Below are 26353 nucleotides of genomic sequence, written 5' to 3' on the forward strand. Positions count from 1 at the left end.
CATGAGTCAGCACCGCCACCCGGGCGCGCCCGACCGCCCCGGCGCCGTCCCCGCGCTGCCGGACCTGCCCGAGGCGACCGTCGCGCGGCTCCCCGAGTACCTCCGTGCCCTGCACAACCTCGCCGAGAGCGGCCACGAGACGGTGTCCAGCGAGGGGCTCGCCAGCGCCGCCGGGGTGAACTCCGCCAAGCTCCGCAAGGACCTGTCGCACCTGGGGTCGTACGGCACCCGGGGCGTGGGCTACGACGTGGCCCTGCTGATCGACCAGATCGAGTACGTGCTCGGGCTCACCCAACGGCGGTCGGTCGCCCTGGTCGGGGTGGGTAACCTCGGTCACGCCCTGGCCGGTTACGACGGCTTCGCCACCCGTGGCTTCCGCATCGCTGCCCTCTTCGACGCCGACCCGTCCCGCGTCGGCGAGGAGATCAACGGCCTGGTCGTCCAGCACGTCGACGAGCTGCCCCGGATCGCCGCCGAGGAGTCGATCGCGATCGGCGTGATCGCCACCCCCGCCGCCGCCGCGCAGCGCGTCGCCGACCAGCTCGTCGCCGGCGGCGTCACCAGCATCCTGAACTTCGCGCCCTGCGTGCTCTCGGTGCCCGACGGCGTCGACGTGCGCAAGGTCGACCTCGCCATCGAGCTGCAGATCCTGTCCTTCCACGAGCACCGCAAGGCGTCCCTGACCGCGCTCCCCGCCACCGGCGGGTCCACCCTCACCGCCCTTGCCGGCGGTCTCGCGGTCACCGACTCCCAGGAGGCGATCGGCACGTGAAACTGCTCGTCGTCGGCGCGTCCTACCGCACCGCTCCGGTCGCCACGCTGGAGCAGCTCGCGGTCGCCCCCGCCGACCTCACCCGCACCCTGGACCGGCTGGTCGCCCAGCCGTACGTGAGCGAGGCCGTGCTCGTCTCCACCTGCAACCGGGTGGAGGTCTACGCCGCGGTGTCCGGCTTCCACGGCGGCCTCGGCGACATCTGCGCCGTCCTGGCCGAGCAGGCCGGCTGCCAGCCGGCGGCGCTCGCCAACCACCTGTACGTGCACTTCGACGCCGCCGCCGTCGACCATGCCTTCCGGGTGGCCACCGGTCTCGACTCGATGGTGGTGGGCGAGGCGCAGATCCTCGGCCAGCTCCGTGACGCGTACCACTGGGCGTCCGGTGCCGACACGACCGGCCGGCTGATGCACGAGCTGATGCAGCAGGCGCTGCGGGTGGGCAAGCGCGCCCACTCCGAGACCGGCATCGACCGGGCCGGGCAGAGCGTCGTCACCGCTGCGCTCGACCTCGCCGCCGAACTGCTCGACGGCGACCTGACCGGCCGTCCGGCGCTGGTCGTCGGGGCGGGGGCCATGGGGTCACTCGGCGTGGCGACCCTCTCCCGGCTGGGTGCCGGGCCGATCACCGTGACCAACCGCGGCGCCGACCGGGCGGTCCGGCTGGCCGAGTCGTACGGCGCCACCGCCGCGCCGCTGGCCGAGCTGACCGCGACGCTCTCCACGGTGGACATCGTGGTGGCCGCCACCGCCGCCACCGAGCCGGTCCTCACCCGCGAGGTCGTGACCCGGGCGCTCGCCGACCGGGACCCGGCCCGCGGCCCGCTGGTCCTGCTCGACCTGGCCGTCCCGCGTGACGTCGAGGTCGGCGTCGCCGACCTGCCCGGCGTCGAGGTGATCGACATCGACCGGATGGCCGCCGTGATCGCCGACGGGCCGGCCGCCGCCGACGCCGCCGCCGTCGAGCGGATCGTCGGCGGCGAGGTCGACGCCTTCCTCACCTGGCTGCGGGGCGCCGACGTCGCGCCGACCGTGGCCGCCCTGCGGGGCCGCGCCGACGACGTGGTCAGCGCCGAGCTGCGCCGGCTCGCCCAGCGCCGCCCCGACCTCACCGACGACCAGCGCGCCGAGGTGGCCCGGACGGTGCACCGCGTCGTCCAGCGCCTGCTGCACCAGCCGACCGTGCGGGTCCGCCAGCTCGCCGCCGAACCCGGCGGCGACCAGTACGCTGCCCTGCTGCGCGAGCTGTTCGACCTCCAGGTGCCGCAGACCTCACCGGTCGACACCGTTCCCGACGTGGTGGAGCCCGAGGCCGTTCCACCGCTCGACGGCGCCGCCGGCCTTTCACCGCTCGACGGCGCCGCCGGCTTCACGCCGCGCGGCCATGTCGCCGACGTCCCACCCACCGGAGGTGAGCGATGAGCACCGCCCCCCTGCGCCTCGGCACCCGCGGCAGCGCCCTGGCGATGGCCCAGTCCGGGCACGTCGCCGAGGCACTGACCGCTGCCACCGGCCGCCCGGTGGAACTGGTCGAGGTGGTGACCGCCGGCGACCGGTCCAACGCCCCGGTGCACCGGCTCGGCGTCGGGGTGTTCGTGTCGGCGCTGCGTGACGCCCTCGCTGCCCGCACCATCGACTTCGCGGTCCACTCGTACAAGGACCTGCCCACCGCGGCGGCGCCCGGCCTGCACATCGCGGCCGTCCCGCCCCGGCAGGACCCGCGTGACGCGCTCGTCGCCCGGGACGGCCGTACGCTCGCCGAGCTGCCGCCCGGCGCGCGGATCGGCACCGGCGCCCTGCGCCGGATCGCCCAGCTGCACGCCCTCGGGCTGCAACTGGAGGTCCAGCCGATCCGGGGCAACATCGACACCCGCGTGGCGCGGGTGCTCGGCCCCGAGGCCGACCTGGACGCCGTCGTCCTGGCCCGGGCGGGGCTGGCCCGGATCGGCCGCACCGATGTGATCACCGAGACGCTCGACCCGATGCTGATGCTGCCCGCGCCCGCCCAGGGGGCGCTGGCCGTGGAGTGCCGGATCGACGATCCGGACCTGGTGGAGCTGCTCGCCGTGCTCGACCACGCACCGTCCCGCGCCGCCGTCGTCGCGGAGCGGGCGCTGCTCGCCACCCTGGAGGCCGGGTGCAGCGCACCGGTCGCCGCCTACGCCGAGCTCGCCGAGGGCGACGCCGGTGAAGAGATCTACCTGCGCGGGGCGGTGATCAGCCCGGACGGCACCCGTGACCTCCGGCTGTCCCGCACCGGAACGCCCGCCGACGCGGCGGAGATCGGCAAGGCACTCGCCGCCGAACTCCTCGACCTCGGCGCCGACTCGATCCTCGGCCAGAACGGACACACCGGCCCGGGGACCCAGCAATTTGGGAGCACAGAATGACCCGCACCCGTAAGCCCGTAGGCCGTATCGCGTTCGTCGGGGCCGGTCCCGGCGACCCGGGCCTGCTGACCCGCCGGGCGCACGACGCCCTGGTCGACGCCGACCAGGTGGTGTACGACCGGGGAGTCCCCGAGTCGCTGCTCGACGTCGTCCGCGCGGAGGCGAAGGAGGACGCCCAGTTCACTCCGGCCGAGGGCGCGCCGGGTGACGTGGCGAAGGTGCTGATCTCGGCGGCCCGTTCCGGGCTGAACGCGGTGCACCTGGTCGCCGGGGACCCGTTCGGCCACGAGTCGGTGGTCAAGGAGGTGCAGGCGGTCGCGCGTACCGCCGCGCACTTCGAGGTCGTCCCGGGTGTCGGGCAGGCCGAGGGGGTGGCCACCTACGCGGGCGTGCCGCTGCCGGGCGTCCGCACGGTGGCCGACGCGGAAGACGTCACCCTGCTGGACTTCGACGCGCTGGCCGCAGCCGTCTCCCGCGGCTCGCTGGCGCTCGCGGTGGACGCGGGCGACCTCGCCGCGGTCCGGGACGGGCTGCTCGCCGCCGGTGTCGACGGGGCCACGGCCGTCGGTGTGACCGGCGACGGCACCGGCGAGACGCAGTACACCACCACGTCGACCGTGGACTCCTTCGTCGCGGCGGCGCTCGGCTTCACCGGCCGGGTGGTGCTCACCGTCGGCGACGGCGTCGGCCAGCGGGACAAGCTCAGCTGGTGGGAGAACCGCCCGCTGTACGGCTGGAAGGTGCTCGTCCCCCGGACCAAGGAGCAGGCCGGTGCGATGAGCGCGCGGCTGCGGGCGTACGGCGCCATCCCGTGCGAGGTGCCGACCATCGCCGTCGAGCCGCCGCGCACCCCCGCCCAGATGGAGCGCGCGGTCAAGGGCCTGGTCGACGGCCGGTACGCCTGGGTGATCTTCACCTCGGTGAACGCGGTCCGCGCGGTGTGGGAGAAGTTCGCCGAGCACGGTCTCGACGCCCGGCACTTCGGTGGCGTCAAGATCGCCTGCATCGGTGAGGCGACCGCCGACGCCGTCCGCGCGTTCGGCATCCAGCCGGAGCTGATCCCGTCCGGGGAGCAGTCCTCGGAGGGCCTGCTGGCCGAGTTCTCGCCGCACGACGAGGTGCTCGACCCGGTCGGCCGGGTGCTGCTGCCGCGCGCCGACATCGCCACCGAGACGCTCGCCGCCGGGCTCACCGAGCGCGGCTGGGAGGTCGACGACGTGACCGCGTACCGGACGGTCCGGGCGGCGCCCCCGCCGGCCGAGATCCGCGACGCCATCAAGTCCGGTGGGTTCGACGCCGTGCTCTTCACGTCGTCGTCCACGGTCCGGAACCTGGTCGGCATCGCCGGGAAGCCGCACGCGCGTACCGTTGTTGCTGTCATCGGGCCCAAGACGGCGGAGACCGCCACGGAGTTCGGCCTGCGGGTCGACGTGCAGCCTCAGCACGCCTCGGTGCCCGACCTGGTGGAGGCGCTGGCCGCCTACGCCGTCGAGCTGCGTGAGAAGCTCGCCGCCATGCCGGCGAAGCAGCGGCGCGGTTCGAAGGTGCAGGGGCCGACCGCCCTGAGGTTCCGCTGACCCTGGAGGGTTCCGTGCCGTACCCCGAGATCCGGCCCCGCCGGCTGCGCCGCAACGCCGCCGTGCGGCGGCTGGTCTCCGAGACCCGCGTCGACCCGGCCGAACTGGTCGTACCGATGTTCGTCAAGGAGGGGCTGACCGAGCCGCGGGCCGTCGCGTCGCTCCCGGGCGTGCTCCAGCACTCCCGGGACTCGCTGCGCAAGGCCGCCGTCGAGGCGGTCCAGGCCGGGGTCGGCGGGATCATGCTCTTCGGGGTACCGGAGTCGCGGGACGAGCGCGGCTCGGGCGGGATCGACCCGGACGGCATCCTCAACGTCGCCATCCGGGACGTGATCTCCGAGGTGGGCGACGCCACGGTCGTGATGAGCGACCTGTGCCTGGACGAGTTCACCTCGCACGGGCACTGCGGCCTGCTCACTCCCGACGGCGGGGTGGACAACGACGCCACCCTGGCCGCGTACGGCGAGATGGCGGTGGCCCAGGCCGCCGCCGGGGTCCACGTGGTCGGGCCGTCCGGCATGATGGACGGCCAGGTCGGCGTGGTCCGCCGGGCCCTGGACGCCGCCGGGCACCAGGACGTGAGCATCCTGGCGTACGCCGTGAAGTACGCGTCGGCGTTCTACGGCCCCTTCCGCGACGCGGTGGAGTCGGCGCTGGAGGGCGACCGTCGCAGCTACCAGCAGGACCCGGCGAACCTCCGCGAGTCGCTGCGCGAGGTCGAGTTGGACGTCGCCGAGGGCGCCGACATGGTGATGGTCAAGCCGGCGCTGCCGTACCTCGACGTGGTCGCGGCGGTCCGGGCGGCGGTGGACGTCCCGGTCGCCGCCTACCAGGTCTCCGGCGAGTACGCGATGGTCGAGGCGGCCGCCGCGAACGGCTGGATCGACCGTGAGCGGGTGATGCTGGAGTCGCTCACCGCGATCCGTCGGGCCGGCGCCCAGATCATCCTCACCTACTGGGCGGTCGAGGCGGCCGGGCTGCTCCGCCAGCGCTACTGAACGCGGACGGTCGTCACGTTCTGCGCCAGATCGTCCACGGAGGCGTCCCGGCCCAGGTGCACCGGCAGCCCGGCCCAGGCGACCCGGACCGTCGCGTCGTCGGCCCAGGCGACGCCCGTGATCGGGCCTAGCACGAAGGCCGGATCGGCGATCAGCTGGTCGGCCCGTAGCGCTCCCGTGGCGGTGTCGAACACGGCCAGCCGTTGCTCCCGTCGGTCGCCTGAGGTGTCGAGGGGGCGGTAGGGGACCGCGACCCGGGCGCCGTCCGGTGAGAGGCGCAGGCCGTTCACGCATAGGCCGCTGACGGTCAGCCGGGCGATCCGCTTCCCGTCGGTGGTCCGCCGCACGTCGGTGTGGCAGCCGTGGTCGTCCCGCTGCTCGACGAGCCGGTCCGGGCGTACGTCGGTCTGGCTCGCCGCGAGCAGGTCGACGCCGGCGGTCGACGACCGGAGGAGCAACTTCTCCCGACCGGTGAGGAGGTCGTGCGTCACGATTCCGGCGTCCCGGGCGAGGTAGGCGACCGTCGTGTCGGCGCCCAGCAGTTCGATCCCCTGACCCTTGACCCGCACCTCGCGGCTGCGTTCCACAGCACCGTCCGAACGCAGCACCACCAGCCTGATCGACAGCCCCTCGACGTCCGGGCCGTCGGTGCGCGCGACACCCGGCGTCAGGTCGGTGTACACGAGTCCGACCAGCCGCCCGTCGGGCAGCGCCGCGCCCAGCGAGAAGTCCTCCGGTACGCGGTGCCGGCGTATGGACCCGCCCGGCAGCACCTCCTCGACGACGCCGGGCGGGCTGTCGCGGTCCACGGTGACCATCAACCGCTGCGCTGGTTCCGGCCACCGCGCCGGCGGTGACGCGGTGGCGGTCATCGTCGGCCGGCTCGTCGTCCCCGCTGGCCCGCTCGTCGAGGCCGACGGGCTCCGGGCCAGCAGCGGTACCGCCCCGCTGGTGAGCGCCACCAGCAGGGCCAGCCCACCTGCCGTCGTTGCGCTCCGCCGACGCCGTCGAGCCCGTGCCCGGCGGAGAACGGCGGCCAGATCTGAGGTGTGCGACGGGGTCGTCCGCGCGGCGCGGTGCACCGCCTTGGCCAGATCCTCGGGTACGTCGTCCATCGTCACTCCTTCTCGGCCAGCGCCGCTCGCAGTCCGGCGAGACCTCGGGAGAGCCGGCTCTTCACCGTGCCCTCGGTCAGGTCGAGCACCGCTGCGGTCTCGGCGGTGGACAGGTCCAGCAGGACACGACAGACGATCACCGCCCGCTGGGCGGTGGGGAGCCGGTCCAACGCCGACCGGGCGGCCATCCCGGCCGGGTCCGGCCCGGACACGGCCGCACCCCGGTCGCCCGGTGCGGGTGGGCGTTCCCGGCGGACCTTCCGCCACCACGAGGTCGCCCAGTTCAGCCCGACCCGGAACACCCATCCGGCGGGGTTGTCGAGCTGCCGGACCCGGTCCCACCGTGCGTACGCCCTTGCCATCGCCTCGTCGGCGGCCTCGCGGGCCAGTCCGACGTCCCCCGTGGCGAGGGCCAGTGCCCGGTGGATCCGGTCGACGTGCGCCCGGTAGAACCGCTCGAACGGCACGGCCGGGTCGGCGTCGGGCCCACCCGGACCGAGCTCGTCGGACGGCCGGACCGGCGAGGCGACGTCGCTTCCCATGCCAGGTACACGCTTCCCACCCGGGATCGGTTCCCACCCGTCCGCGCCGACTCTGCGAACAGTCGGCGGGTGGGACGAACCTCTGTTCCGCCCCCTTTGCTCTGCTTCAACGGACGCAACAGATCTCGTTGATTTCTGATGCGTGGGTTGAAGCAGAGCAAAGGAGGCGAATGGGCAGGGTGTGACCCCCGGCGAGCCGTTGTCCACAGGCTTGTCCACAGGGGTTGCCGCGCCGGCCGCCGAGCCAGGACAGTTTCGACATGACCTCCGCCTTCGACCCGCCCGACACGGGGCCGACCCTGGGACCGTTTCCCGTCGAGGGAATCGTCCGCCGGGCGCGCCGCATCGTCGGCCTCAGCCAGATCCGCATGGCACGGTTCGCCAAGGTGGCACCGTCGACCGTCGCCCGGGTGGAGGCCGGCACCCTGACGCCGAGCCTGGCGGTGCTGGAACGGCTCCTCGGCGCGGCGGGGCTCTATCTCGTCGTGGTCGACCAGGAAGGCCGCCTCGTCCGTCCGATGGAAGTGTGGGACGACACGCGCGACGGCGCCGGCCGTCGCTATCCGGCGCACCTCGACACGATCCTCGACCCGAAGCCGGGCGAGTGGTGGGCGGACATCTACGGGCTGGCGCGGCCGCCGGAGACGTTCCACCGCTGCCCCGTCGAGCGGGAGATGCGGCGCCGCCTCAGCGTGTGGGAGGTACGCGTCGCCCAGAACCGGTCCGCCCCTCGACCGCCTGATCCGGACCGGTACGGCTGACGGCCCGCCGGCCAGGCGAAGGGCCTGGCCGGCGGGCCGTCAGCGAGCGGACCCGGATCAGTCGTCGTCGACGATGGTGCCGGTGCCGAGCGGGTCGGCGAGGCGCAGACCCGGTATGCCGGCCACGAGCAACGTCAGCTTCTCGTCGGCCTCGCGCTTCCGGTCACCGCGCACGGTCACCGGGAAGGTGAGGGTCGTCTGACCGGCCGCGAGGGTCCTGCACCCGACGTACGACTCGTAGTCCGAGCCGGACCGGGCGGTCGTCCCGTAGGTCGCGGCGCACACCAGCACCGGCTGGGACAGCGGTCGCGAGACGGTGACGGTGAAGTCGAGCCGGACGTTGCCCCGATCGCCCTCGACCACCGACGCGTCGGCCACGCTGAGCGACGCGCGGGAGCGGAACCGCGCCACCTGCGGGTCGTGGTCGCTGGAGCCGCGCGTGCCGTCACCGGCGTGCTCGGCCGGCCAGTCGGCGTTGATGTGCGCGGCGCGCATCTGCACCAGGTCGCGGTGCAGCGCCCCGTTCACGAACAGGTGGTCCAGCGTCTGCGCCTGCCCCTCGAAGCTGTACGAGTAGGCGGACGACGGTGCGTCGGCGAGCAGGTCCTCCCAGAGGTTGCGCAGCCCCGCCTCGTACAGCGGACCGAGCTGGTCCGACGGCGTCAGGTCCGCCCCGGTCGCGATCGGGTCGTCGGGGCGCGGGAAGACGTTCAGGTCACCGCCGTACACCACGCGCGCGTTCGGGTCGGACGCCTCGATCGCCGACACGATCGCGGCGCCGTAGGCGGCCTGCTCCCGGCGCTGCCCCACCCGGGCGTCCGGCGTGGACGAGTAGTGGTTGCTCGCCGCCCACACCGTGAACCGCTCGCTCGACCCGGGCGCGGCGGCCACGGAGAACTTGCCGAGCTGCGGCGCCCGGGTGAAGACGTTGTTCCCGTCCTTGCCGGTCGAGGTGTCCACGTCGGACGGCAGCACCGCGTTGAGCGCCTTCGGGTTCTGCACGTCCGCGTTCGTCGGCAGCCCCGCCGAGCGGTACTGCACCGTCGGCGACGAACCCAGCAGCGGGTCACCGGCGGTCGCCTCGGCCAGCGAGACCCGGTCGGTGCGGAAGAGGAACGCCGAGGTGATGCCCCGGTCGTCCGCGCCGGTGCGGTCGTACGCGGCCGCGTAGGCGGGGCCGCCCTTCGCGGCGATGGTCAGCGCCAGCTCCTGGAGGGTGTCCGGGGCGCCGTCGGCGTCGTTCATGGTACCGCAGACCAGCTCACTGCCGCTGACCGTGCAGATGTCCTGGTCCTCCGCCTCCTGCACGAGGATCAGGTCGGGGGAGTGCAGGTCGGTGGTGATCTGGTCGGCCAGCGCGGCGAGCTGCTCCCGGTACTCCTCGTCACTGCCCGGCACGTAGTCGAACGGCGGGCGGACGCCGGTGCAGCCGGCGTTGCCGGCGAAGTCGCAGCCGTCGAACGGGTCGTCGCGGAAGTCGTACAGGTTCTCCACGTTGTACGTCGCGACCGCGAACTCCTCCGACCGCCTGGCCGGCTGCGGCGGGTTGTTCTTCGACGGGTCGGCCCCGGCGGCGAAGGCGGCCGACTCGACCTGGACGCCGTACTTCTCGAAGGAGTAGTAGAGGCCGCCGACGGCGTCACCGGTCAGCGTGTCGAAGGTGTGCGCCGGCGGCAGCAGGGCAGCGTTGTCCCCGGCCACCGCCTTGACGCCCATGCTGCCCAGCATGATCCGCTGACCGTTGCCGTCGTCGAAGGTGCGCGTCGGGTCGTTGTCGAGCGGGTGGGTGTCCCGGAAGACCCGGCGGGTGTACGGGTCCGCGCGGTCGAGCAGCGGGTCGTCCCGGTCGATGACGAAGGTCTCGGCGTCGGCCGTGGAGGCGAAGACGTTCCGTCCGCTCACCGCGGCGCTCCCGGCGCGTACCCGGAGCCGCGCGCCCTCGTGCCGCTCCCAGAAGCGCTGCGCGTCCGCCAGGTCTACCGGCGGAACCGCGTCGGTCACCGCGACCACCGCGTTCACGTCCAGCCCGGAGGCGACCTTGCGGACCAGCGACGCGCTGGAGAGCTGGGTCATGTTGAAGTACTCGGAGACGCGGGCCCGCAGCACCACCTCGTCGCCGACGGCCGGCACGTAACCGCCGATGAGCGACGTGAACGAGCCCATGAAGACGAAGATGCCGTCGGAGCTGGTCGGGTCGCCGTCGGTGGCGTCGGAGCGGCTCTGGAGGAAGAAGCCGTGCTGGTCCCGGCCGGACGAGTCCCGGGCCAGGGTGCGCTGGGTGACGACCCCGCGGACGTCGTGGAGCGTGCTGCTGGTGCCGTTGCCGCTGGCCGGCGCGAGCGGCGAGCGGTCGGCCGGGCCGGACTCGGCGTCGGTGGTCGGGCCCTGCACCTCCCCGACGGTCAGCTCCCGGGTGACCTGCACGGTCAGGGTGCAGGTGGCGGTGGTGCCGTCCGCGTCGGTCGCGGTCAGGAGCACCGAGTACGCCCCGGCGGCCAGGTCGGCGCTCGCGGTGACGGTGGCCCGGGCGGTGCCGCCGGCCGCCTCGGCGGGGGTGACCGCGGTACGGCTGATGGAACCGGTGGTCGGCGTCGGGCTGACCGAGGTGACGGCCAGGTCGACGATCCGGTCGTCCGGGTCGGTGGCGGTGACCTCGCGGGTCGCGGCGGTGCCGGCCGACGTGGCGAGCGTGCCGCCACACGTGACGGTGGCCGGCGCGTCGACCGGGCCGCCGCCGTCGGTTGTGTGCGCGCCGAGCCCGTCGACCGTGTCGACGGCGAAGCCCGCCCACTGGGCGGCCGGGTCGAAGGCGTCGGCGGGATCGGTGTCGCCGGCGGTGACGCCGCCCAGGCGGCGCAGCGTGTTGTCGGCGGTGCTGGTCGCCCCGGCACCCCATTCGGTGCCCGGGTCCACGCCCACCTGGCCGATCGAGTCGAGCACGGTGTCGCCCCGGCGGAGCACGACCGCGTCGTCGCCGTTGAACAGGCCGCTGCCGGTGGTCTGGTCGGCCTGGGCGAGGATCGCGGCGTTCGCCGAGGAGTGGGCGAAGACGTGGACGTCACCCGCCGCCACCGTGCCGGTCAGGGGGAAGGCCGTCGGAGTGGTGGAGCCGTTGAAGTACAGCAGCAGCTGGTAACCGCCGGCGCTCAGGTCTATCGGCGCGCCGGTGCCGTTGAAGAGCTCGATCGCCTTGTTGTTGGACGAGCCTTCGACGTACTCCGAGATGAACAGGTCGGTGGGCGCGGCGCTGGCCGCGGTGGGTGCGACTCCGACGGCCGTGACGGTGACGGCGGCGGTGGCGGTCGCGAGCGCGGCGATTGTGCGGCGCGGGCGCATGGAGCCTCCACGGTGGGTGGGCATGAACTAACGCACGTTAAGTGGCGTGGTTGACCGCCGTCCATCCCCCGACGGACGCTTTCGTGAACTTCTCAGCGCCCCGGGTCGAGCCGGTGCACCAGGTCGGCGACGTCCACGCTGTACTCGCACCACTCGCGGTCGGGGCGGTACCCCAGCTCGGCGTTGACCTTGAGCATCGCCTCGTTGGCCTGGGCGTTCCAGGTCTGCACCTCGACGAGCTGCGGTTCGGCGGAGCGCAGCTCCAGCAGCATGCGTGCCTTGATCGCCCGGTCGATGCCGTACCCGCGGTGGTCCTGGACGACGATCGTGTCGTACTGGTCGGCGCGGGTCGGGTGCTGGGCCGGCACCACCACCTCGGTCAGGCCGGCCACCTCGCCGGATTGCTCGTGCAGGGCGAGCACGATGTACGGCTTCATGCCCCGCCGGTGCAGGCAGTCCAGGCTGTCGCGCAGCCGCTGCGGATCGTACGAGCTGGGGCGCAGTTCGCCGTCCTCGACGTCGCGCACCTCGGCCTTGGCCCGCGCGTACGCCTCGATCAGCTCGTCCGGGGGCCCACCGGGGTGGAACTCCAGGTGGTAGCCCGCGCCGATGCCGGAGGCCATCTCGGTCAGCTCGGCCCAGTCCACCGTGGCGAGGTCGAGCACGCTGCGGGTTTCCACGTACTCCTTGGCGAAGCCGAGCGCCTCGTAGAAGCCGACCGCCGGGGTGTCGCCGACCACCTCGACGCCGATCGACTGGAACCCCTCGTGGTAGACCCGGCGGGCGGCGGTCAGCACCAGGTCGCGGCCGAGGCCGGTGCGGCGCGCGGACGGGTGCACCAGCACCTCCAGCACGCCGATGTCACCGAGCAGCAGCACGTGGACCTGACCCATGATCGCCCCGGGGACGCCGTTCGAGGCCGGCTCCGCCTGGGCGACCCAGGAGATCCGGCGCTCACCGGGCATCACCTCGGCCAGGTATTCCCGCAGGGAATTCTCCTGCCACGGCGGATCCTGCGGCAGATCGGCCGCCAGGACCGCGTTCAGCGTGTCCAGCAGCGACGCGATCTCGGCGGACGACGCGGTCCTGGGGTCCCACTCGCGCACCATCACCCGTCTAGCTTGCCGCTAACGGCTGCCCGGGGGAAGTGTCCAGTTCTCCAATGTATGCGGACGATCACGTCACGTGCGGCTGGCCTGCCCGTACTGGTTGGCCCGGTCGAACACGTCCTGCGCGTACGCCCGGACGTCGTTGTACGACAGGATGGCGTTCCACCAGTCACCGGCGATGGTCAGGTTGCGGCTCCCCTTGCACAGGTAGTTCGCGGCGGCCAGGGCGGCGTCGTCGATGTCGTGCGGGTCCTTGCGGCCGTCGTTGTCCGCGTCGGCGCCGACCTCCTGCCACGTGGTCGGGATGAACTGCATCGGCCCGATCGCCCGGTCGTAGGTCGTGTCCCGGTCGAGCACCCCGCGGTCGGTGTCGCGGATCAGCATCCGGTTGTCGCGCCCGTCCAGCGGGAGGCCGATGATCTCGGGGGCGGCCCGGCCGTCCGTGCCGAGCCGGGCGCCGTTGGCCTGCCCGTGCGCGGACTCGACGTGCCCGATCGCGGCCAGCGTGGTCCAGCTCAGCCCGCAGCTCCGGTTGGTCTGGGCGAGCACCAGCTCGGCGTACCCGTACGCCTGCATGGCCACTGGGGCGATGCCCACCTTCGGGCCGATCTGAGCGGCCCAGGCGGCGAGGGCGTCGGCGGGCCGGCCGGTGCCGGGCGCCGGGACGACCGTGCCGCCGGTTGGCGCCACGGCCGTGGGTCCGCCGAGCGGCGGCAGCGTCGTGGCCGGCAGCGGTGCGCCCGCCGCCAGGGTCGGGTCGGCAGCGGTCGTCGGCGCTCCCGCGCTGGCGTCGACCGCGACCGGCCGGGAGCGCACGGCCGCGGGTACCAGCAGGGCGCCGGCCGCGGCGGTCGCCGCCACCAGGAAGAGCAGGAAGACGCCGGGCAGGGTGAGCCGCCCGCTGGGGCGCCGCGACCAGTCGCGGACCGCCCGGGTCGCACCCGCCGCCAACCGTCCCGGCGGGATCCGTACGGCGTGCGCGAAGGGGACCCGGCGCCGCCGGGCTGCCGCGGGCCGGTCCGGGGCGGCCGGGTCGACCGGGGGCAGCGGGTCGACCCGGGTGACGGTGAGGTCGTCGCCGGTGCGCGGCGGCGCCGTCCCGGCAGGGCCGTCGGTCCGTGCCGCCGTGTCGTCGGTCCGTGCCGCCGTGTCGTCGGTCCGTGCCGCCGTGTCGTCGGTCCGTGCCGCCGTGTCGTCGGCGTGCGGCGGGTCGTCGTCGGTGTGCGCCGCCTTGTCGTCGGCGGAGGGTGTCGCCGAGCGCAGCCACGGCCGGCGTGGACGGGGCACCGAGGCGAACGGCTCGTCCGGGGCGGCGCCGGAGCCGGCGAACGGGCCGTCGGGCGGCGCGGCCGGCCGGAGGGGTCGAAGGGTCGTCCTGTCCTCGCCGTCCACCACCCGTCGAGTATCACCCATGTTCCGCGCGACGTCAGGACCGGTCGTACGCTGATGCCATGCCCCGGTACGAGTTCCGCTGCCGCGCCTGCGGCGACACCTTCGAGGTCAACCGTCCCATGGCGCGGGCCGCCGAGCCGGCGTCCTGCCCGCAGGGGCACGACGACACGGTGAAGCTGCTGTCCACGGTCGCGGTGACCGGCCGCGGTGGGGCGGGCGCGCCCGCCCCGGCACCGAGCGGTGGCGGCTGCTGCGGCGGTGGCTGCGGCTGCTGAGCCGCACTCGGAGTCCGTCGGTACGGCTGTCGCGCTTGCCCGCACGAGGTCCTAGTGGCACGTTGGGGCGGAGCCGGGGCGGCCGTTCTCACGATGCGTGACGGCTTGCTTTCAGGCAGCATGAACCCGACGTCACGGGGCGGAGGTTCCACGCATGTCGCCACGGATCCACCTCCCGACCGGGTTGGTGACCTTCGTCTTCACCGACATCGAGGGCTCGACCCGGCTGGCCCAGCTGCTCGGGCCCGACTACCGGCCGGTGCTGCGGGAGCACCGGCGGCTGCTGCGCCGGACCATCGCCGCCACCGAGGGCGCGGAGCTGCTCACCGAGGGGGACTCGTTCTTCCTGGCCTTCGGTGACGCGACCGCCGCGCTGACCGCCTGCCTGACCGCCCAGCGGGCCCTGGCCAGTCACGACTGGCCGACGCAGGAGGCCGTGCCCCGGGTGCGGATGGGCCTGCACACCGGGTGGGCCGAGCCGCGCGACGGCGAGTACGCGAGCCCCGAGGTCCACCGCGCGGCCCGGGTCGCCGCGGCCGCGCACGGCGGGCAGGTGCTCTGTTCCGCGGCCACGGCGAGGCACGCCGACCCGCTGCCGTCCGGCGCGTCGCTGCTCGACCTCGGCCTGCACCGGCTGCGCGGCTTCGACGACCGGGAGCGCCTGTTCCAGCTCGTCGCCCCCGGGTTGGAGCGCCAGTTCCCGCGCCCGCGTACCGCCGACGCGGTGGCGCACAACCTGCCGACCCAGGTCACCTCGTTCGTGGGCCGGCAGAGCGAGCGCGCCGAGCTGCGGCGGCTGGTGGAGGGGCACCGGCTGGTCACCGTGCTCGGTGCGGGCGGCACCGGCAAGACGCGCCTCGCCGTGGAACTCGCCGGCGACCTGGTGGAGTCCTATCCGGACGGGGCCTGGTTCGTCGACATCGCCACCGTCACCGACCCGGGTCTGGTGGCGTTCGCCATCGCCGCCGTGCTCGGTCTCCGCCCGGAGCCGGGCCGCCCGATGGTGGACACCCTGGTGGAGTACGCGGCCGCCCGCCGGATGCTCGTCCTCCTGGACACCTGCGACGCCCAGCCGGCCGCGTCGGCCGAGGTGATCTCCCGGCTGCTCGCCGGCGGGACGGGCGTGCGGGTCCTCGCCACCAGCCGGGAGTCGTTCGGGCTGCCCGGCGAGGTGGTGTGGCGGATCCCTCCGCTGTCGGTGGACCGGCCCCCGGACGGCGCGGAGAGCGACGCGGTCGCGCTGCTGCTCGACCGGACGGCCGCGGCCCGGGGCGGCCGGCAGCCGGATCCGGCCGAGTCGGCCGACCTGCGCCGGGTCGTGCAGCGGCTGGACGGCCTTCCGCTCGCCATCGAGCTGGCCGCCGCCCGGCTGCGGGTGCTCTCCGTCGGCCAGCTCGCCGAACGACTCGACGATGTGCTGGGCACCCTGGACGCCGGCCGGGACGACCCGGAGCCGCCGCCGGCCGATGGCGGCTGGACGGGTAACCAGCAGGACACGGTGGATCTCGTCGCGGCGGCGGCCGGGATCAGCCCGCCCAGCCCGGCGACCCGGGCGGTGCAGCGGTCGGCGACCGAACGGCACGTCACCATGCAGGCCACCGTCACGTGGTCGTACCGGACGCTCGGGCCGCGCGCGGCCCGGCTGCTGCGGTGGCTGGCCGTGTTCGCCGGGCCGGTGGACCTGCCGACGGTGGAGTGGCTGCTCGGGGACGACCCGCTCGACCCGCTGTCGGTACTGGTGGACAAGTCGATGGTGCTGGCCGAGCCGCACGCGTCGGGCAGCACGTACCGGATGCTCGACCCGATCCGCGCGTACGCGGCGCGGCGGCTGGTGGAGGCGGGGGAGGAGCAGACCGCCCGGGACCGGCACGTGGCCTGGTCCGCCCACGCCCTCCAACGGGTGCACCTCGGTCCGGACGGCCGGCCGGCGACCCTCTCGCTGTACGCGCTCGATCCGCTCGCCGGCGAGCTGCGCGCCGCGCTGCGCTGGTGCGCCACGGGTGGCAGCGCCCGGGCGGGGCTGGAACTGGCCGGTGGGCTGGACCAGTGGTGGCGGGAGCGGGGGCTGGCCCGGGAGGGGCGGCTCTGGCTGTCCCGGCTGTACGGCCGGATCGCCGAGACCGGGGAGCGCATCCCGGAGGCGGAGCTGGCGGCGGCGTACCACATGCACTCGCTGCATGCCGGCGCCGACGGCGAGTTCGCCGAGGAGCTGCGCTTCTCCCAGCGCGCGGAGGAGGCGGCGCGGCAGGCCGGTGACGCGGGCCTGCTCGCCCGGGTCCTGGCCGGTCGGGCGGCGCCGCTGGTCGACATGGGACAGTTCGCCGAGGCGGAGCGGGTGTGCCGCGAGGTGATCGACTGGGCGCACCGGCAGGACGTGGTGGGTGACGCCCTGTTCGCCGTGTTCAGCCTGGCCGAGCTGCTCTGGCGCCGGGGCGCGCTGGACGAGGCGGCCGAGCTGCTCGGGGCGGCCCGCCCGGTGGAGGCGGCCCGCCCGGTGGAGCGCGGCCGGCGCTCGGTGGACATGCTGCTCGGCCTGGTCGCGCTGGCCCGGGGGGACCTGATCGCCGCGCACGAGCACCTGCTGGTGGCGCTCCGCTCCCGCATGGCGCACGGTTTCCACGGTCGCGCCTGCGACACGCTGCACGCGATCGCCGTGCGCTGCGCCGCCGGGGGTGACCCGCTGGCCGCCGCGCGGCTGTTCGGGGCGGCGCAGGCGACGCGGGCGAGCCTGCGCTCCACGCCGGGCATCTACGGGGCGTACTGGGCGCAGCGCCAGATGGAGCTCCGCGAGGCGTTGGGTGACGCCGCCTTCGACGACGCGTACGCCGTGGGTGCGGAGTTGGGTCTGGAGGAGGCGGCCGCACTGGCGCTCAGCATCGAGCACCCCGACCTGGCCGCCGATTCGACCCGCTTCGCCACGGGCACCCCCACCCCCACCCCCACCCCCCGCCAACCCACCGCCACCCCCACCCCCACCCCCACCCCCCACACCGAACACGCCTGACCCTCACCGCGTTGATCATGAAGTTAGCGGGCGGTTCGATCTCCATTTCACCCGCTAACCCCATGATCAACTTGGCGTACCCCTGGGTGCGGGGGTGTGGGTCAGGTGCGGGCGCGGCGTTCGGCGTCGGCCTTCATCTTCGCGGCGCGGTCGATGTCGGACTGCTGGACGGCGGCGACCGAGCCGAAGATGCTGACCGCCTGGTAGTAGGTCCAGGCCAGGCTGTAGCAGGCGGGCCGGACGACCGAGCTGTACGTGGCGCAGACCCGCTTCAGGTCCTCGTAGAAGGCGCTGTCCAGGCGGGCCTTGTTCGACGAGAACAGGCCCATCGCCTTGTAGTTGCGGTACCCGAAGTCGTGGCGGTAGCAGGAGAGGCTGAAGTTGAACCCGAGTGGGTTGTCCGGGCTCGACGAGCAGTAGTCGGTGGACCAGTCGAAGGCGTACTCGGACCAGGCGGCCTTGTTCAACCGGCCGGCGTTCCAGGCGTTGTAGCTGGTGGCGCTGGTCTGGGTCCAGCCGGACAGGACGGAGAGCTTCTGCTCCCGGGTGACGGCCGCGGCGGGGGAGGCGAGGCCGAGGGCGACGAGCAGGGTGACCGTGAGCGAGGCGAGGAGGGTGGCGAGGCGTCTGGACACGATTACCTCCGCGAGGGTGAGCGGGACGGCATGTTACCGGCGGGTTACCGGGTGTAGATCAGTGTCGATGCCGTACCTCGCGGCGACCTCGCGGCGGTCTCAACATTTCGTGTCCGGCGCCTAAACAGACGAATGCCCCGGGCGCCAGGGGCGCCCGGGGCATTCAGCGCAGGGTCAGCGCACGAAGGCCGGCGGGCTGGCCGGTCCCTCGTTGGCCACCCGGTCGACCGCCCGCACGTAGTACGTGTACGAGTGGCCCGCCTCCGCGGTGGTGTCCACCCAGGACTCGACCCCACCGGTCGCCCGGACCGTGTCGACCAGGTGCGCCGCGTCGGCGAAGTCGCACCGGCCGGCCAGGTCGAACCCGTCGAGGCGGTAGATCGCGTACGACGTGGCGGTGCCCAGCGGGCCCCTCCCGTCGGCCGGCTGCCGCCAGGTCAACTTGACGCCGTCGTCCTGCCGTTCCTTACCGGTGACCACCGGCATGAGTAGCGGCTTGGCGGGCAGGTGCGGCATCGCCGGCACCAGGGCCGGGCGGGAGTAGTGCTCGGCGGCGTAGATGTCGGTCGCGCCGAGGCGGTTGGCCCGCACCTGGACGGCCGAGAAGTGCACGTTGCCGAGCACCTCGGGGTACTGCCGGTTGAGCGTCAGGTGGTCGGACAGCTCGCGCGGGTTCATCCAGAACGAGCCGTACGCCGGCTCGCCGCTCTTGTAGTCGGCCTGCCCGATGTAGAGCTGCACGCGGGTGCCGCGCACCTGCTCGGCCCACCACGGGACCAGACGCGCGTAGTCGGCGGCCGGGTACTGGCCGATGTACCAGTACAGCTGCGGCACCACGTAGTCGATCCATTCCTCCTTGATCCACTTGCGGGTGTCGGCGGAGATGATGTCGTACGACTGGCTGCCGGTGGTGTCCGAGCCCAGCGGGTCGACGGACTTGTTGCGCCAGATGCCGAACGGGCTGACGCCGAACTTCACCCACGGCTTCTCGGCCTTGATCTTGGCGTTCATCTCCTGGATCAGCAGGTTGATGTTGTCCCGCCGCCAGTCGGCCTTGTCGGTGAAGCCCCGGTTGAACTCCGCGAACGTCGCGTCGTCCGGCACCTGGTGGGTGCCGCTCGGGTACGGGTAGAAGTAGTCGTCGAAGTGGACGCCGTCGATGTCGTACCGCTTCACCGCGTCGAGCATCGCGGTCTGGACGAACTCGCGGACCGCCGGGATGCCGGGGTTGTAGTAGAGCCGGCTGCCGGCGACGCCGGCCGGCGGGTACGCGAAGACCCAGTCCGGGTGCTCGCGGACCGGGTGGTCGGGCGCCAGCTTGCTGATGTCGGCGCCGGCGCCGCTCGGTGCGGGCATCGAGACGCGGTACGGGTTGAACCAGGCGTGGAACTCGAGGTTGCGCTTGTGCGCCTCCTCGACGACGAAGGCCAGCGGGTCCCAGCCCGGGTCCTTGCCGCGCTCCCCGGTCAGGTACTCCGACCACGGCTCGTGCGGCGAGGGCCAGAACGCGTCGGCGGTCGGGCGGATCTGGACGACGACGGCGTTGTGGTTGAGCCGCTCGGCGAGGTCGAGCCAGCCCAGGTACTCGGCCTTCTGCGCCGCGACCTGGTCCGGCGCGGTCCAGGAGCCCTTGGTGGGCCAGTCGATGTTGGTGACCGACGCGATCCACATGGCACGGAACTGCCGCTTCGGGGTGGCCGGGTCGGTGGTGCAGGTCGTGGTGGAGGCGGCGCTGGCCGTGTCGGGCGCCGCGGCGGCCGGGGTGGCGGCGACGAGCGCCCCCAGCAGCGCGGCAGCGAGCCCGGCGGCGCCGAGCCGAGTTGCCTTCATACGGTGTGTCCCTTCGTTGGGCCCCCGTGACAGGGTTCGACGCGGCCCTCCCGGCAACATCCGCCGTTGAGTAAGTGCCGCTGGTAGAAAATTTTCACACCGTGCGTGCTCCGCGCAAGGGTCTGCGCCCGATCGATCCGTCCGTCGCTTTCCGGATCCGTCGAGTGGCCCCCGTCACCGTGCCCACGGTGACCATCTCCCCACCCCCTGTCGCCGCCCGGTTGCGCCGACGCAGGTGTCAAGAAGGGCCCCTTGTACAACGCCAGGCGTTAACAAGGGGCCCTTCCTTCCTTGACCGCCACCGTAGAGTGCGGGCCAGCAGTGGGGGAGGAAGCGGTGCGGCACAGGCTCAAGGACGTCGCGGAGCGGGCCGGAGTGTCGGTCAAGACCGTCTCCAACGTGGTCAACGGCTACGTGCACGTCCGGCCGGACACCCGGGCGCGGGTCGAGGAGGCCATCGCCGAGCTGAACTACCGGCCCAACCTGTCCGCCCGCAACCTGCGCAAGGGGCGCACCGGGGTGATCGCCCTGGCCGTGCCGGAACTGGACATCCCGTACTTCGCCGAGCTGGCCCGGCACGTCGTCACCGCCGCCGCCGAGCTGGGCTGGACGGTCCTGATCGACCAGACCGGCGGCGGCCGGGAGCAGGAACGGGTCGCCGCCGCGGGCATCGGCGACCACCTGATCGACGGTCTGATCTTCAGCCCGCTCGCGCTCACCGCCGACGACCTGGCCGGCCTGGACGGCACCCCGATGGTGCTGCTCGGCGAACGCGTCGACCACGGCCCCGCCGACCAGGTGGGGATCGACAACGCCGCCGCCGCCCGGACGATGACCGCCCACCTCATCGGGCTCGGCCGCCGCCGGGTCGCCGCGATCGGGTCGCAGCGCACCCCCGAGGGCGCGAGCGCGCGGCTCCGGCTCGCCGGTTACACCGCCGCGCTCGCCGACGCCGGCATCGCGTACGACGAGTCGCTCGTGGCGCCCGCGCCGGCCTGGCACCGCGCGGGGGGCGCGGCCGCGATGCGGTCCCTGCTGACCTCGGGGGTACGCCCCGACGCCGTCTTCTGCTTCAACGACACCCTCGCGCTCGGCGCGCTGCGCGCCCTGCACGAGGCCGGCCTGCGCGTGCCGGAGGACGTCGCGGTGGCCGGCTTCGACGACATCGAGGACGGCCGTTTCTCGGTCCCCACCCTGACCACCATCGCCCCGGACAAGGAACGCATCGCGCGCCTGGCGGTCGACCTCCTCGCCAACCGCCTCGTGGGCGACCGCACAGCCCCCCCACGCAAACTCCCCGCCCCCTGGACCCTCCTCCCCCGCGAATCCACCACCCACCCCTAACCCCCCACCCCCGGGCCGTCCTGGTCGATCATGGAGTTAGCGGGTGGTTTGATCTCCAATTCACCCGCTAACCCCATGATCGACACGTCCCCTGCGGTGGGTGGGGTGGGTGGGGTGGGTGGGTTAGGCGAAGAAGCGGGCCAGGTGGGAGGGGGACGGGCCGTCGGCGTCGGGCGGGAGCGGGGTCAGGTCGGCGAAGATGCTGGCACCGTCGCAGCCGGCGTGCAGCGGGTACCAGCGCGGGGTGCCCGGTGGGCGTTGCATGCAGATCCCCTTGATGGTCTGGACGTCGAGCAGCCGGACATGGGTGGGGTCGGCGACCGCGTTGACGTGCCCCCACCAGGGGCTCATCACGTGCAGGACGCCGCCCGGGCGCAGCACCCGGTGCGCCTCGTCGACCAGCGGCAGGAAGTCGATCAGGTGCTCCAGGATGTGGACGGTGAAGAGCACGTCCACCGAGTCGTCGGCAAGGGGCAGCGTGCTCGACAGGTCCGCGACCGCGTCCACTCCCGGCGCCGGGAAGATGTCCAGTCCCAGGTTGCCCGGCCACTGCTTGGTCGGCCCGCAGCCCAGGTCCACCACGACGGGGTCCCGTCCGCCGACGCGGACCCGGCACCAGACGGCCAGGACCCCGGCGAGCCGGCCGACGCGGTCCCGCACCAGACGCAGGTCGTCCGGCTCGCCGACCTCCCCGGTCAGGTGAGCCACCCCCCGGTCGAAGCGCACCTCGACGGCGAGGTCCCGCAGGCGGTCGTCGTGCCGCGCCTGGTCCGTCCAGGCTTCGGCGAGGAACTCGTCGACCGCCCGCAGCCGCTCGGCCGAGGGCGGGGTCAGTGCCAGCGCGACCATCGGCCCACCTCCGGCCGCCCGTTACCCACATCGCCGCCTGGTATGCCCTGCCCTTCGGTGGACCTGCCCCGGGCCCCGGGACAACACTCGGGTCGCCCGCCCGCCCGCGATCGACCCGAGGGCGGCGGCATCGGGCGGTCCCGGCGTCGTCGACACCGCCACGCCGGCGGCATCGCGGCCGACGTGAGCTCCGGCGCCCGGCCGGTAGTGCGGTGGGCGTCAGCCGGAGATCGTGCGGCGGGGCCGGCCCACCGTACGCATCCGGGCACGTGGCTGGGGAGCCGCCGGCTTGGGCCGCTTCAGGTGGTAGCGGTGCAGCTCGTTGTTGCCGGGCAGGGACGGGTCCTCGCTCATCGCGACCAGCTCCCAGCCCTGGTCGCCGGCCCGGTTCAGATGGGCCAGCGCGGTGTCCCCGTACGGCGTGACGTCGACCATCGTGCCGTCCGGGCCGTACCAGACGAAGACGACCTCCCAGCCGACGTCGGTGGTGGCCGCCTGCCGACGGCGGACCAGCAGCGCGTACTCCCACTTGAGCATGGGCTCATTCTCACCCGCCGCGACCGGGTCGGCACGGATCAGTCCTCGGCGATCCGTCCGGCGTCCACCCGGAGCCGCCGGTTGACGCTCACCGCGCCGAGCATCCGCCGGTCGTGGGTGACCAGCAGCAGCGTGCCGGGGTAGCCGGCCAGCGCGGACTCCAGCTGTTCGATGGCCGGCAGGTCGAGGTGGTTGGTCGGCTCGTCGAGCACCAGCAGGTTCACCCCGCGCCCCTGCAACAGCGCCAGCGCCGCCCGGGTGCGCTCACCGGGGGAGAGGGTCGCCGCGGGCCGCAGCACGTGCGCCGCGCGCAGGCCGTACTTGGCCAGCAGGGTCCGCGCGTCGGCCGGTGACAGGTCGGGTACGGCCAGCCGGAAGGCGTCGAGCAGCGGCGGGTCGCCGAGGAACAGCTTGCGGGCCTGGTCCACCTCGCCGACGACGACACCGGGCCCGAGCGAGGACCGTCCGGCGTCCAGCGGCAGCCGGCCGAGCAGGGCGGCGAGCAGGGTGGACTTGCCGGACCCGTTCGCCCCGGTGACGGCTACCCGGTCCGCCCAGTCGATCTGGAGGTTCACCGGGCCGAGGGTGAAGGCGCCGCGGCGTACCACGGCGTCGCGGAGCGTGGCCACGACGGCGCCGGCGCGGGGCGCGGCAGCGATCTCCATGCGCAGCTCCCACTCCTTGCGCGGCTCCTCGACCACCTCCAGCCGTTCGATGAGCCGCTCGGTCTGCCGGGCCTTGGCCGCCTGCTTCTCGCTCGACTCGGAGCGGAACCTGCGGCCGATCTTGTCGTTGTCGGTGGCCTTGCGCCGGGCGTTGCGCACGCCCTTCTCCATCCATCCCCGCTGCATGCGGGCTCGCCCCTCCAGGTCGGCGCGGGTCTCGGCGTACTCCTCGTAGTCGGCGCGGGCGTGCCGCCGCGCCACCTTCCGCTCCTCCAGGTAGGCCGCGTAGCCGCCGCCGTAGTGGTTGACCTGCCGCTGGTGCAGGTCCAGTTCGAGGACGCGGGTCACGGTGCGGGTGAGGAACTCGCGGTCGTGGCTGACCAGGACGGTCCCGGCGCGCAGGCCGGTGACGAACTCCTCCAGCCGCTCCAGCCCGGCCAGGTCCAGGTCGTTGGTGGGCTCGTCGAGGAGGAAGACGTCGTACCGGCTGAGCAGCAGCGACGCCAGCCCGGCGCGGGCGGCCTGGCCGCCGGAGAGGCCGGTCATCTCCAGGTCGAGGGAGACGGCGAGGCCGAGGTCGGCGGCGACCTGCTCGGCGCGTTCGTCCAGGTCGGCGCCGCCGAGGGCGAGCCAGCGGTCCAGTGCTTCGGCGTACGCGTCGTCGGCGCCGGGCGCCCCCGCGGTCAGCGCCTCGGTGGCCGCGTCCAGCGTCGCCTGTGCCCCGGCGACCCCGGTGCGCCGGGCCAGGAAGTCGCGGACCCGCTCGCCGGCCCGCCGCTCCGGTTCCTGCGGCAGGTGCCCGACGTTCGCGATGGGCGGGCTGATCGTGACGCTCCCGGCCTCGACGGGTGACAACCCGGCGAGCGTACGCAGCAGCAACGTCGACTTGCCCGCACCGTTCGGCCCCACGAGCCCGACGACGTCCCCGGGCGCAACGACAAGATCGAGCCCGGCGAAGAGCTCCCGCTCCCCGTGCCCCGCGCTCAGGCCTTTGACAACCAACGTCCCACTCATCAGCCCGCAACCCTATCCGCACCCCACCTACCCCGCGATCTTCACTTCGCATCCGGACGCAACGGGGCAAAGCTGGCATACGGTGGGCCGGAAATGCATGATCGGCGAGGGTGGTCCGCCACGGACCGGGCACACTTCTCGGCGTGGTGACGACTCTCGCGATCGACTGCGGCGGCGGTGGGCTCAAGGCGTCGGTTCTCGACGCCGCCGGGACCATGCGGGCGCGGCCGGTACGCGTGCCGACGCCGTACCCGCTGCCGCCCGCGCTCTTCGTCAAGACCCTGCGGGACCTGGGGTCGCGGCTGCCGCCGGCGGACCGCCTGACCGTGGGGATGCCGGGCATGATCCGGCACGGGGTGGTGGTGGCCACGCCGCACTACGTCACCCGCTCCGGCCCGCGCAGCCGGGTGGACCCCGAGCTGGTCGCCGAGTGGTCGGGGTACGACGCGCGCAGCGCCCTCGCCGACGCCTTCGGGGTGCCGGCGCTGGTGCTCAACGACGCCGAGGTGCACGGGGCCGGGGTGGTCGCCGGCACGGGTTGTGAGCTGGTGCTGACCCTCGGCACCGGGCTGGGCAGCGCCCTCTTCGACGGGGGCGTGCTCGCCCCGCACCTGGAGCTGTCCCACGCCCCCGTGCGCTGGGGCACCACCTACGACACGTACGTCGGGGAGGTCGAGCGGCGGCGGCTCGGGGACGCCTTCTGGTCGCGACGGGTACGGCAGGTGGTGGAGGGCCTACGGCCCGTCTTCCGCTGGGACCGGCTCTACCTCGGCGGGGGCAACTCGCGGCTGATCCGCCCCGAGCAACTGACCCGGATGGGTGACGACGTGGTGGTGGTGCCGAACACGGCCGGCATCGTCGGCGGCGTCCGCGCCTGGGACCTCGCCACCGCCCGGTCGGTCTGACGCGCCGCCCGGCGCCGCCAGGCGGCGCAATTCCCAGCGGGGAACAGTCGCGGTACGGCTGGTGTTGTGCCAGCGTCGGTTCAGTGGCGATGTGACACGAGGGGGTGGGTCGGATGGATCTTCTGGCCGAGTACCGGCGGGCGACTCTGTTCTTCGAAGCCGGTGACCCGACCGCAGCGGCCCGGCTGCTCGAGCCGATCGTCGAGGCCGAGCCCGGCAACTCCGCCGTCCGGCAGCTGCTGGCCCGCGCGTACTTCCAGTCGGCCCAGCTCAACCGGGCCGAGGAGCAGCTCCGCGAGCTGGTCGACCGGGACCCCAGCGACCACTACGCCCACCACGTGCTGGGCCGGACGCTGGAGCGGCTGAACCGGCCGGCCGACGCGCTGCGGCACCTGCGCATCGCGGCGGCGATGCACCACGCGAACGACGACTACCAGGCGGCACTGCGCCGGGTGGAGACCCGGTTCGGCCGCTGAGCGGCGACGACGGGGCGGTCCCTTTCCCGGGGGCCGCCCCGTCGTCGTCTCCGCCCCCGGTCAGGCCGGGAGGCGGTAGACGGACACGTGGGACCGCGAGTCGGCGGTGAACTCCGCCCCGGCCCAGTCGGCGTGCCGGCTCTCCAGCTCGAACCCGGCCAGCTGAGCCATCAGGTCCAGCTCCGCCGGCCAGATGTAGCGGTGCGGGCTCAGGGTGACCCGGGCCTGGCCGTCCTCGTCGTACCGGACGTGGTGCGACACGGCCCGCTGGTGCAGCACGTCGTACGTGTCCAGGCCGAGGTAGCCGGGCTCGCAGTGCCAGACCACGGCCGGCTGGCCCGGTGGAAGCTTGCGGAGCTCCGGTACCCACAGTTCGATCACGAACCGGCCACCGGGTTCGAGGTGCCGGGCCGCGTTGCGGAAGCAGGCGACCTGCTCCGCCTGGGTGTACAGGTTGGAGATCGTGTTGAAGACGAGGTAGACCAGCGTGTACGTCCCCGGGGCGGCGGTGACCGCCATGTCGCCCCGGACCACCGGGACCGTCTCCTCGTCCACCTTCGTCCGCAGCCGCTCGATCATCGGGCGGGACAGCTCGATCCCGGTGACGGGTACGCCCCGCTCGGCGAGCGGAACGGCCACCCGGCCGGTGCCGACGGCGAACTCGAGGGCGCGGCCGTCCCCGGCCAGCTCGACGAGCCGGTCCACCGTCGGCCCGAGCACATCGGGGGCGAACATGCCCGTGCCCGGGGTGTCGTAGCGGGCCGCGGCGTCGGCGTCCCAGAGGTCCTCCTGTCGCATCCCCCGACGGTGGTCGTCGGCGGCGGCGAT

At 73.7% G+C, this 26353-nt stretch carries 22 protein-coding genes; 11 read left to right on the top strand and 11 right to left on the bottom strand.

Going from position 1 to position 26353, the window contains the following annotated elements; all coding sequences use genetic code 11:
- Nucleotide 1 precedes the first annotated feature (1 nt).
- Genes GKC29_RS07455 through hemB form a run of 5 tightly spaced genes read left to right on the top strand, consistent with a single transcriptional unit; the run spans nucleotide 2 to nucleotide 5736 of the window.
- A complete protein-coding gene (locus GKC29_RS07455) occupies nucleotides 2-772 on the top strand; it encodes a redox-sensing transcriptional repressor Rex (protein ID WP_155330125.1) in 771 nt (256 codons plus the stop codon).
- Entirely contained in the window at nucleotides 769-2193 is a 1425-nt protein-coding gene (locus GKC29_RS07460; RefSeq protein ID WP_155330126.1) for a glutamyl-tRNA reductase, read from the top strand. The genes GKC29_RS07455 and GKC29_RS07460 overlap by 4 nt, the downstream gene beginning before the upstream one ends.
- Complete coding sequence (hemC, locus tag GKC29_RS07465; RefSeq protein WP_155330127.1) at nucleotides 2190-3161, top strand: hydroxymethylbilane synthase; 972 nt, start codon at nucleotides 2190-2192, stop codon at nucleotides 3159-3161. Before GKC29_RS07460 ends, hemC begins: the two co-directional genes overlap by 4 nt.
- On the top strand, nucleotides 3158-4738 hold the full coding sequence (locus tag GKC29_RS07470; RefSeq protein ID WP_155330128.1) for a uroporphyrinogen-III synthase: 1581 nt from the start codon (nucleotides 3158-3160) through the stop codon (nucleotides 4736-4738). Before hemC ends, GKC29_RS07470 begins: the two co-directional genes overlap by 4 nt.
- 14 nt (nucleotides 4739-4752) lie before the next feature.
- On the top strand, nucleotides 4753-5736 hold the full coding sequence (gene hemB / locus GKC29_RS07475; protein ID WP_155330129.1) for a porphobilinogen synthase: 984 nt from the start codon (nucleotides 4753-4755) through the stop codon (nucleotides 5734-5736).
- On the opposite strand, the gene GKC29_RS07480 is transcribed toward hemB, so the two are convergent.
- Together GKC29_RS07480 and GKC29_RS07485 are read right to left on the bottom strand one after the other, a co-directional pair.
- On the bottom strand, nucleotides 5730-6851 hold the full coding sequence (locus GKC29_RS07480; protein ID WP_155330130.1) for a hypothetical protein: 1122 nt from the start codon (nucleotides 6849-6851) through the stop codon (nucleotides 5730-5732). The genes hemB and GKC29_RS07480 overlap by 7 nt on opposite strands.
- A gap of 2 nt (nucleotides 6852-6853) precedes the next feature.
- A complete protein-coding gene (locus GKC29_RS07485; protein WP_155330131.1) occupies nucleotides 6854-7393 on the bottom strand; it encodes an RNA polymerase sigma factor in 540 nt (179 codons plus the stop codon).
- 260 nt (nucleotides 7394-7653) lie between these two features.
- Between GKC29_RS07485 and GKC29_RS07490 the strand changes: the two genes are divergently transcribed.
- On the top strand, nucleotides 7654-8154 hold the full coding sequence (locus tag GKC29_RS07490; RefSeq protein ID WP_155330132.1) for a helix-turn-helix transcriptional regulator: 501 nt from the start codon (nucleotides 7654-7656) through the stop codon (nucleotides 8152-8154).
- 57 nt (nucleotides 8155-8211) lie between these two features.
- Here GKC29_RS07490 and GKC29_RS07495 read toward each other — a convergent pair whose 3' ends face one another.
- The 3 genes from GKC29_RS07495 to GKC29_RS07505 all read right to left on the bottom strand — a co-directional run bounded on the left by GKC29_RS07495 (nucleotide 8212) and on the right by GKC29_RS07505 (nucleotide 13994).
- Entirely contained in the window at nucleotides 8212-11490 is a 3279-nt protein-coding gene (locus GKC29_RS07495; protein ID WP_155330133.1) for a lamin tail domain-containing protein, read from the bottom strand.
- A 92-nt stretch (nucleotides 11491-11582) separates the two neighbouring features.
- The gene (locus GKC29_RS07500) at nucleotides 11583-12599 is read right to left on the bottom strand and encodes a GNAT family N-acetyltransferase (protein ID WP_155334026.1); all 1017 of its coding nucleotides are present in this window, start codon (nucleotides 12597-12599) and stop codon (nucleotides 11583-11585) included.
- Nucleotides 12600-12671: 72 nt separating this feature from the next.
- A complete protein-coding gene (locus tag GKC29_RS07505; protein ID WP_155330134.1) occupies nucleotides 12672-13994 on the bottom strand; it encodes a lytic murein transglycosylase in 1323 nt (440 codons plus the stop codon).
- A 56-nt stretch (nucleotides 13995-14050) separates the two neighbouring features.
- Between GKC29_RS07505 and GKC29_RS07510 the strand changes: the two genes are divergently transcribed.
- Both GKC29_RS07510 and GKC29_RS29855 read left to right on the top strand, forming a co-directional pair.
- Nucleotides 14051-14266: a zinc ribbon domain-containing protein gene (locus GKC29_RS07510; protein ID WP_155330135.1), complete on the top strand. Its 216-nt coding sequence runs from the start codon at nucleotides 14051-14053 to the stop codon at nucleotides 14264-14266.
- Nucleotides 14267-14420: 154 nt separating this feature from the next.
- Complete coding sequence (locus GKC29_RS29855) at nucleotides 14421-17270, top strand: adenylate/guanylate cyclase domain-containing protein (RefSeq protein WP_230688951.1); 2850 nt, start codon at nucleotides 14421-14423, stop codon at nucleotides 17268-17270.
- Between the two features lie 101 nt (nucleotides 17271-17371).
- Here the strand turns inward: GKC29_RS29855 and GKC29_RS07525 are convergent, their stop codons facing one another.
- Both GKC29_RS07525 and GKC29_RS07530 read right to left on the bottom strand, forming a co-directional pair.
- Nucleotides 17372-17905, bottom strand: a complete 534-nt coding sequence (locus GKC29_RS07525; protein ID WP_155330136.1) for a phospholipase — start codon at nucleotides 17903-17905, stop codon at nucleotides 17372-17374.
- A gap of 174 nt (nucleotides 17906-18079) precedes the next feature.
- Nucleotides 18080-19735, bottom strand: coding sequence for a glycoside hydrolase family 10 protein (locus tag GKC29_RS07530; RefSeq protein ID WP_155330137.1), 1656 nt, complete (start codon nucleotides 19733-19735; stop codon nucleotides 18080-18082).
- 336 nt (nucleotides 19736-20071) lie between these two features.
- Here GKC29_RS07530 and GKC29_RS07535 point away from each other — a divergent pair, with 336 nt between their 5' ends.
- Nucleotides 20072-21079 (top strand): LacI family DNA-binding transcriptional regulator, encoded by a 1008-nt coding sequence (locus tag GKC29_RS07535; protein WP_155330138.1) that lies wholly within the window; start codon nucleotides 20072-20074, stop codon nucleotides 21077-21079.
- 123 nt (nucleotides 21080-21202) lie between these two features.
- Here GKC29_RS07535 and GKC29_RS07540 read toward each other — a convergent pair whose 3' ends face one another.
- From GKC29_RS07540 to GKC29_RS07550, 3 genes are all read right to left on the bottom strand, one after another.
- Nucleotides 21203-21928 carry a methyltransferase domain-containing protein gene (locus GKC29_RS07540; protein WP_155330139.1) on the bottom strand — a complete coding sequence of 242 codons (726 nt, stop codon included), beginning with the start codon at nucleotides 21926-21928 and terminating at the stop codon, nucleotides 21203-21205.
- A 219-nt stretch (nucleotides 21929-22147) separates the two neighbouring features.
- Nucleotides 22148-22465 carry a hypothetical protein gene (locus GKC29_RS07545; RefSeq protein ID WP_155330140.1) on the bottom strand — a complete coding sequence of 106 codons (318 nt, stop codon included), beginning with the start codon at nucleotides 22463-22465 and terminating at the stop codon, nucleotides 22148-22150.
- A gap of 38 nt (nucleotides 22466-22503) precedes the next feature.
- Entirely contained in the window at nucleotides 22504-24144 is a 1641-nt protein-coding gene (locus tag GKC29_RS07550) for an ABC-F family ATP-binding cassette domain-containing protein (RefSeq protein WP_155330141.1), read from the bottom strand.
- A gap of 143 nt (nucleotides 24145-24287) precedes the next feature.
- Here GKC29_RS07550 and GKC29_RS07555 point away from each other — a divergent pair, with 143 nt between their 5' ends.
- Together GKC29_RS07555 and GKC29_RS07560 are read left to right on the top strand one after the other, a co-directional pair.
- A complete protein-coding gene (locus GKC29_RS07555) occupies nucleotides 24288-25049 on the top strand; it encodes an ROK family protein (RefSeq protein WP_155330142.1) in 762 nt (253 codons plus the stop codon).
- A gap of 113 nt (nucleotides 25050-25162) precedes the next feature.
- Nucleotides 25163-25525: a M48 family metallopeptidase gene (locus tag GKC29_RS07560; RefSeq protein WP_155330143.1), complete on the top strand. Its 363-nt coding sequence runs from the start codon at nucleotides 25163-25165 to the stop codon at nucleotides 25523-25525.
- A 60-nt stretch (nucleotides 25526-25585) separates the two neighbouring features.
- On the opposite strand, the gene GKC29_RS07565 is transcribed toward GKC29_RS07560, so the two are convergent.
- Nucleotides 25586-26323 (bottom strand): bifunctional 2-polyprenyl-6-hydroxyphenol methylase/3-demethylubiquinol 3-O-methyltransferase UbiG, encoded by a 738-nt coding sequence (locus GKC29_RS07565; protein ID WP_155330144.1) that lies wholly within the window; start codon nucleotides 26321-26323, stop codon nucleotides 25586-25588.
- Between the last annotated feature and the right edge of the window lie 30 nt (nucleotides 26324-26353).

The sequence above is a fragment of the Micromonospora sp. WMMC415 genome (assembly GCF_009707425.1).
Lineage (GTDB): Bacteria > Actinomycetota > Actinomycetes > Mycobacteriales > Micromonosporaceae > Micromonospora.

What these genes read in the sequence shown, in the direction of transcription:
- GKC29_RS07545 (WP_155330140.1), bottom strand. Translation starts at nt 22,465, where the DNA reads ATGCTCAAGTGGGAGTACGCGCTGCTGGTCCGCCGTCGGCAGGCGGCC.
- GKC29_RS07480 (WP_155330130.1), bottom strand. Translation starts at nt 6,851, where the DNA reads ATGGACGACGTACCCGAGGATCTGGCCAAGGCGGTGCACCGCGCCGCG.
- GKC29_RS07540 (WP_155330139.1), bottom strand. Translation starts at nt 21,928, where the DNA reads ATGGTCGCGCTGGCACTGACCCCGCCCTCGGCCGAGCGGCTGCGGGCG.
- GKC29_RS07455 (WP_155330125.1), top strand. Translation starts at nt 2, where the DNA reads ATGAGTCAGCACCGCCACCCGGGCGCGCCCGACCGCCCCGGCGCCGTC.
- GKC29_RS07485 (WP_155330131.1), bottom strand. Translation starts at nt 7,393, where the DNA reads ATGGGAAGCGACGTCGCCTCGCCGGTCCGGCCGTCCGACGAGCTCGGT.
- GKC29_RS07490 (WP_155330132.1), top strand. Translation starts at nt 7,654, where the DNA reads ATGACCTCCGCCTTCGACCCGCCCGACACGGGGCCGACCCTGGGACCG.
- GKC29_RS07510 (WP_155330135.1), top strand. Translation starts at nt 14,051, where the DNA reads ATGCCCCGGTACGAGTTCCGCTGCCGCGCCTGCGGCGACACCTTCGAG.
- GKC29_RS07495 (WP_155330133.1), bottom strand. Translation starts at nt 11,490, where the DNA reads ATGCGCCCGCGCCGCACAATCGCCGCGCTCGCGACCGCCACCGCCGCC.
- GKC29_RS07530 (WP_155330137.1), bottom strand. Translation starts at nt 19,735, where the DNA reads ATGAAGGCAACTCGGCTCGGCGCCGCCGGGCTCGCTGCCGCGCTGCTG.
- hemC (WP_155330127.1), top strand. Translation starts at nt 2,190, where the DNA reads ATGAGCACCGCCCCCCTGCGCCTCGGCACCCGCGGCAGCGCCCTGGCG.
- GKC29_RS07470 (WP_155330128.1), top strand. Translation starts at nt 3,158, where the DNA reads ATGACCCGCACCCGTAAGCCCGTAGGCCGTATCGCGTTCGTCGGGGCC.
- GKC29_RS07560 (WP_155330143.1), top strand. Translation starts at nt 25,163, where the DNA reads ATGGATCTTCTGGCCGAGTACCGGCGGGCGACTCTGTTCTTCGAAGCC.
- GKC29_RS07550 (WP_155330141.1), bottom strand. Translation starts at nt 24,144, where the DNA reads ATGAGTGGGACGTTGGTTGTCAAAGGCCTGAGCGCGGGGCACGGGGAG.
- GKC29_RS07500 (WP_155334026.1), bottom strand. Translation starts at nt 12,599, where the DNA reads ATGGTGCGCGAGTGGGACCCCAGGACCGCGTCGTCCGCCGAGATCGCG.
- GKC29_RS29855 (WP_230688951.1), top strand. Translation starts at nt 14,421, where the DNA reads ATGTCGCCACGGATCCACCTCCCGACCGGGTTGGTGACCTTCGTCTTC.
- GKC29_RS07565 (WP_155330144.1), bottom strand. Translation starts at nt 26,323, where the DNA reads ATGCGACAGGAGGACCTCTGGGACGCCGACGCCGCGGCCCGCTACGAC.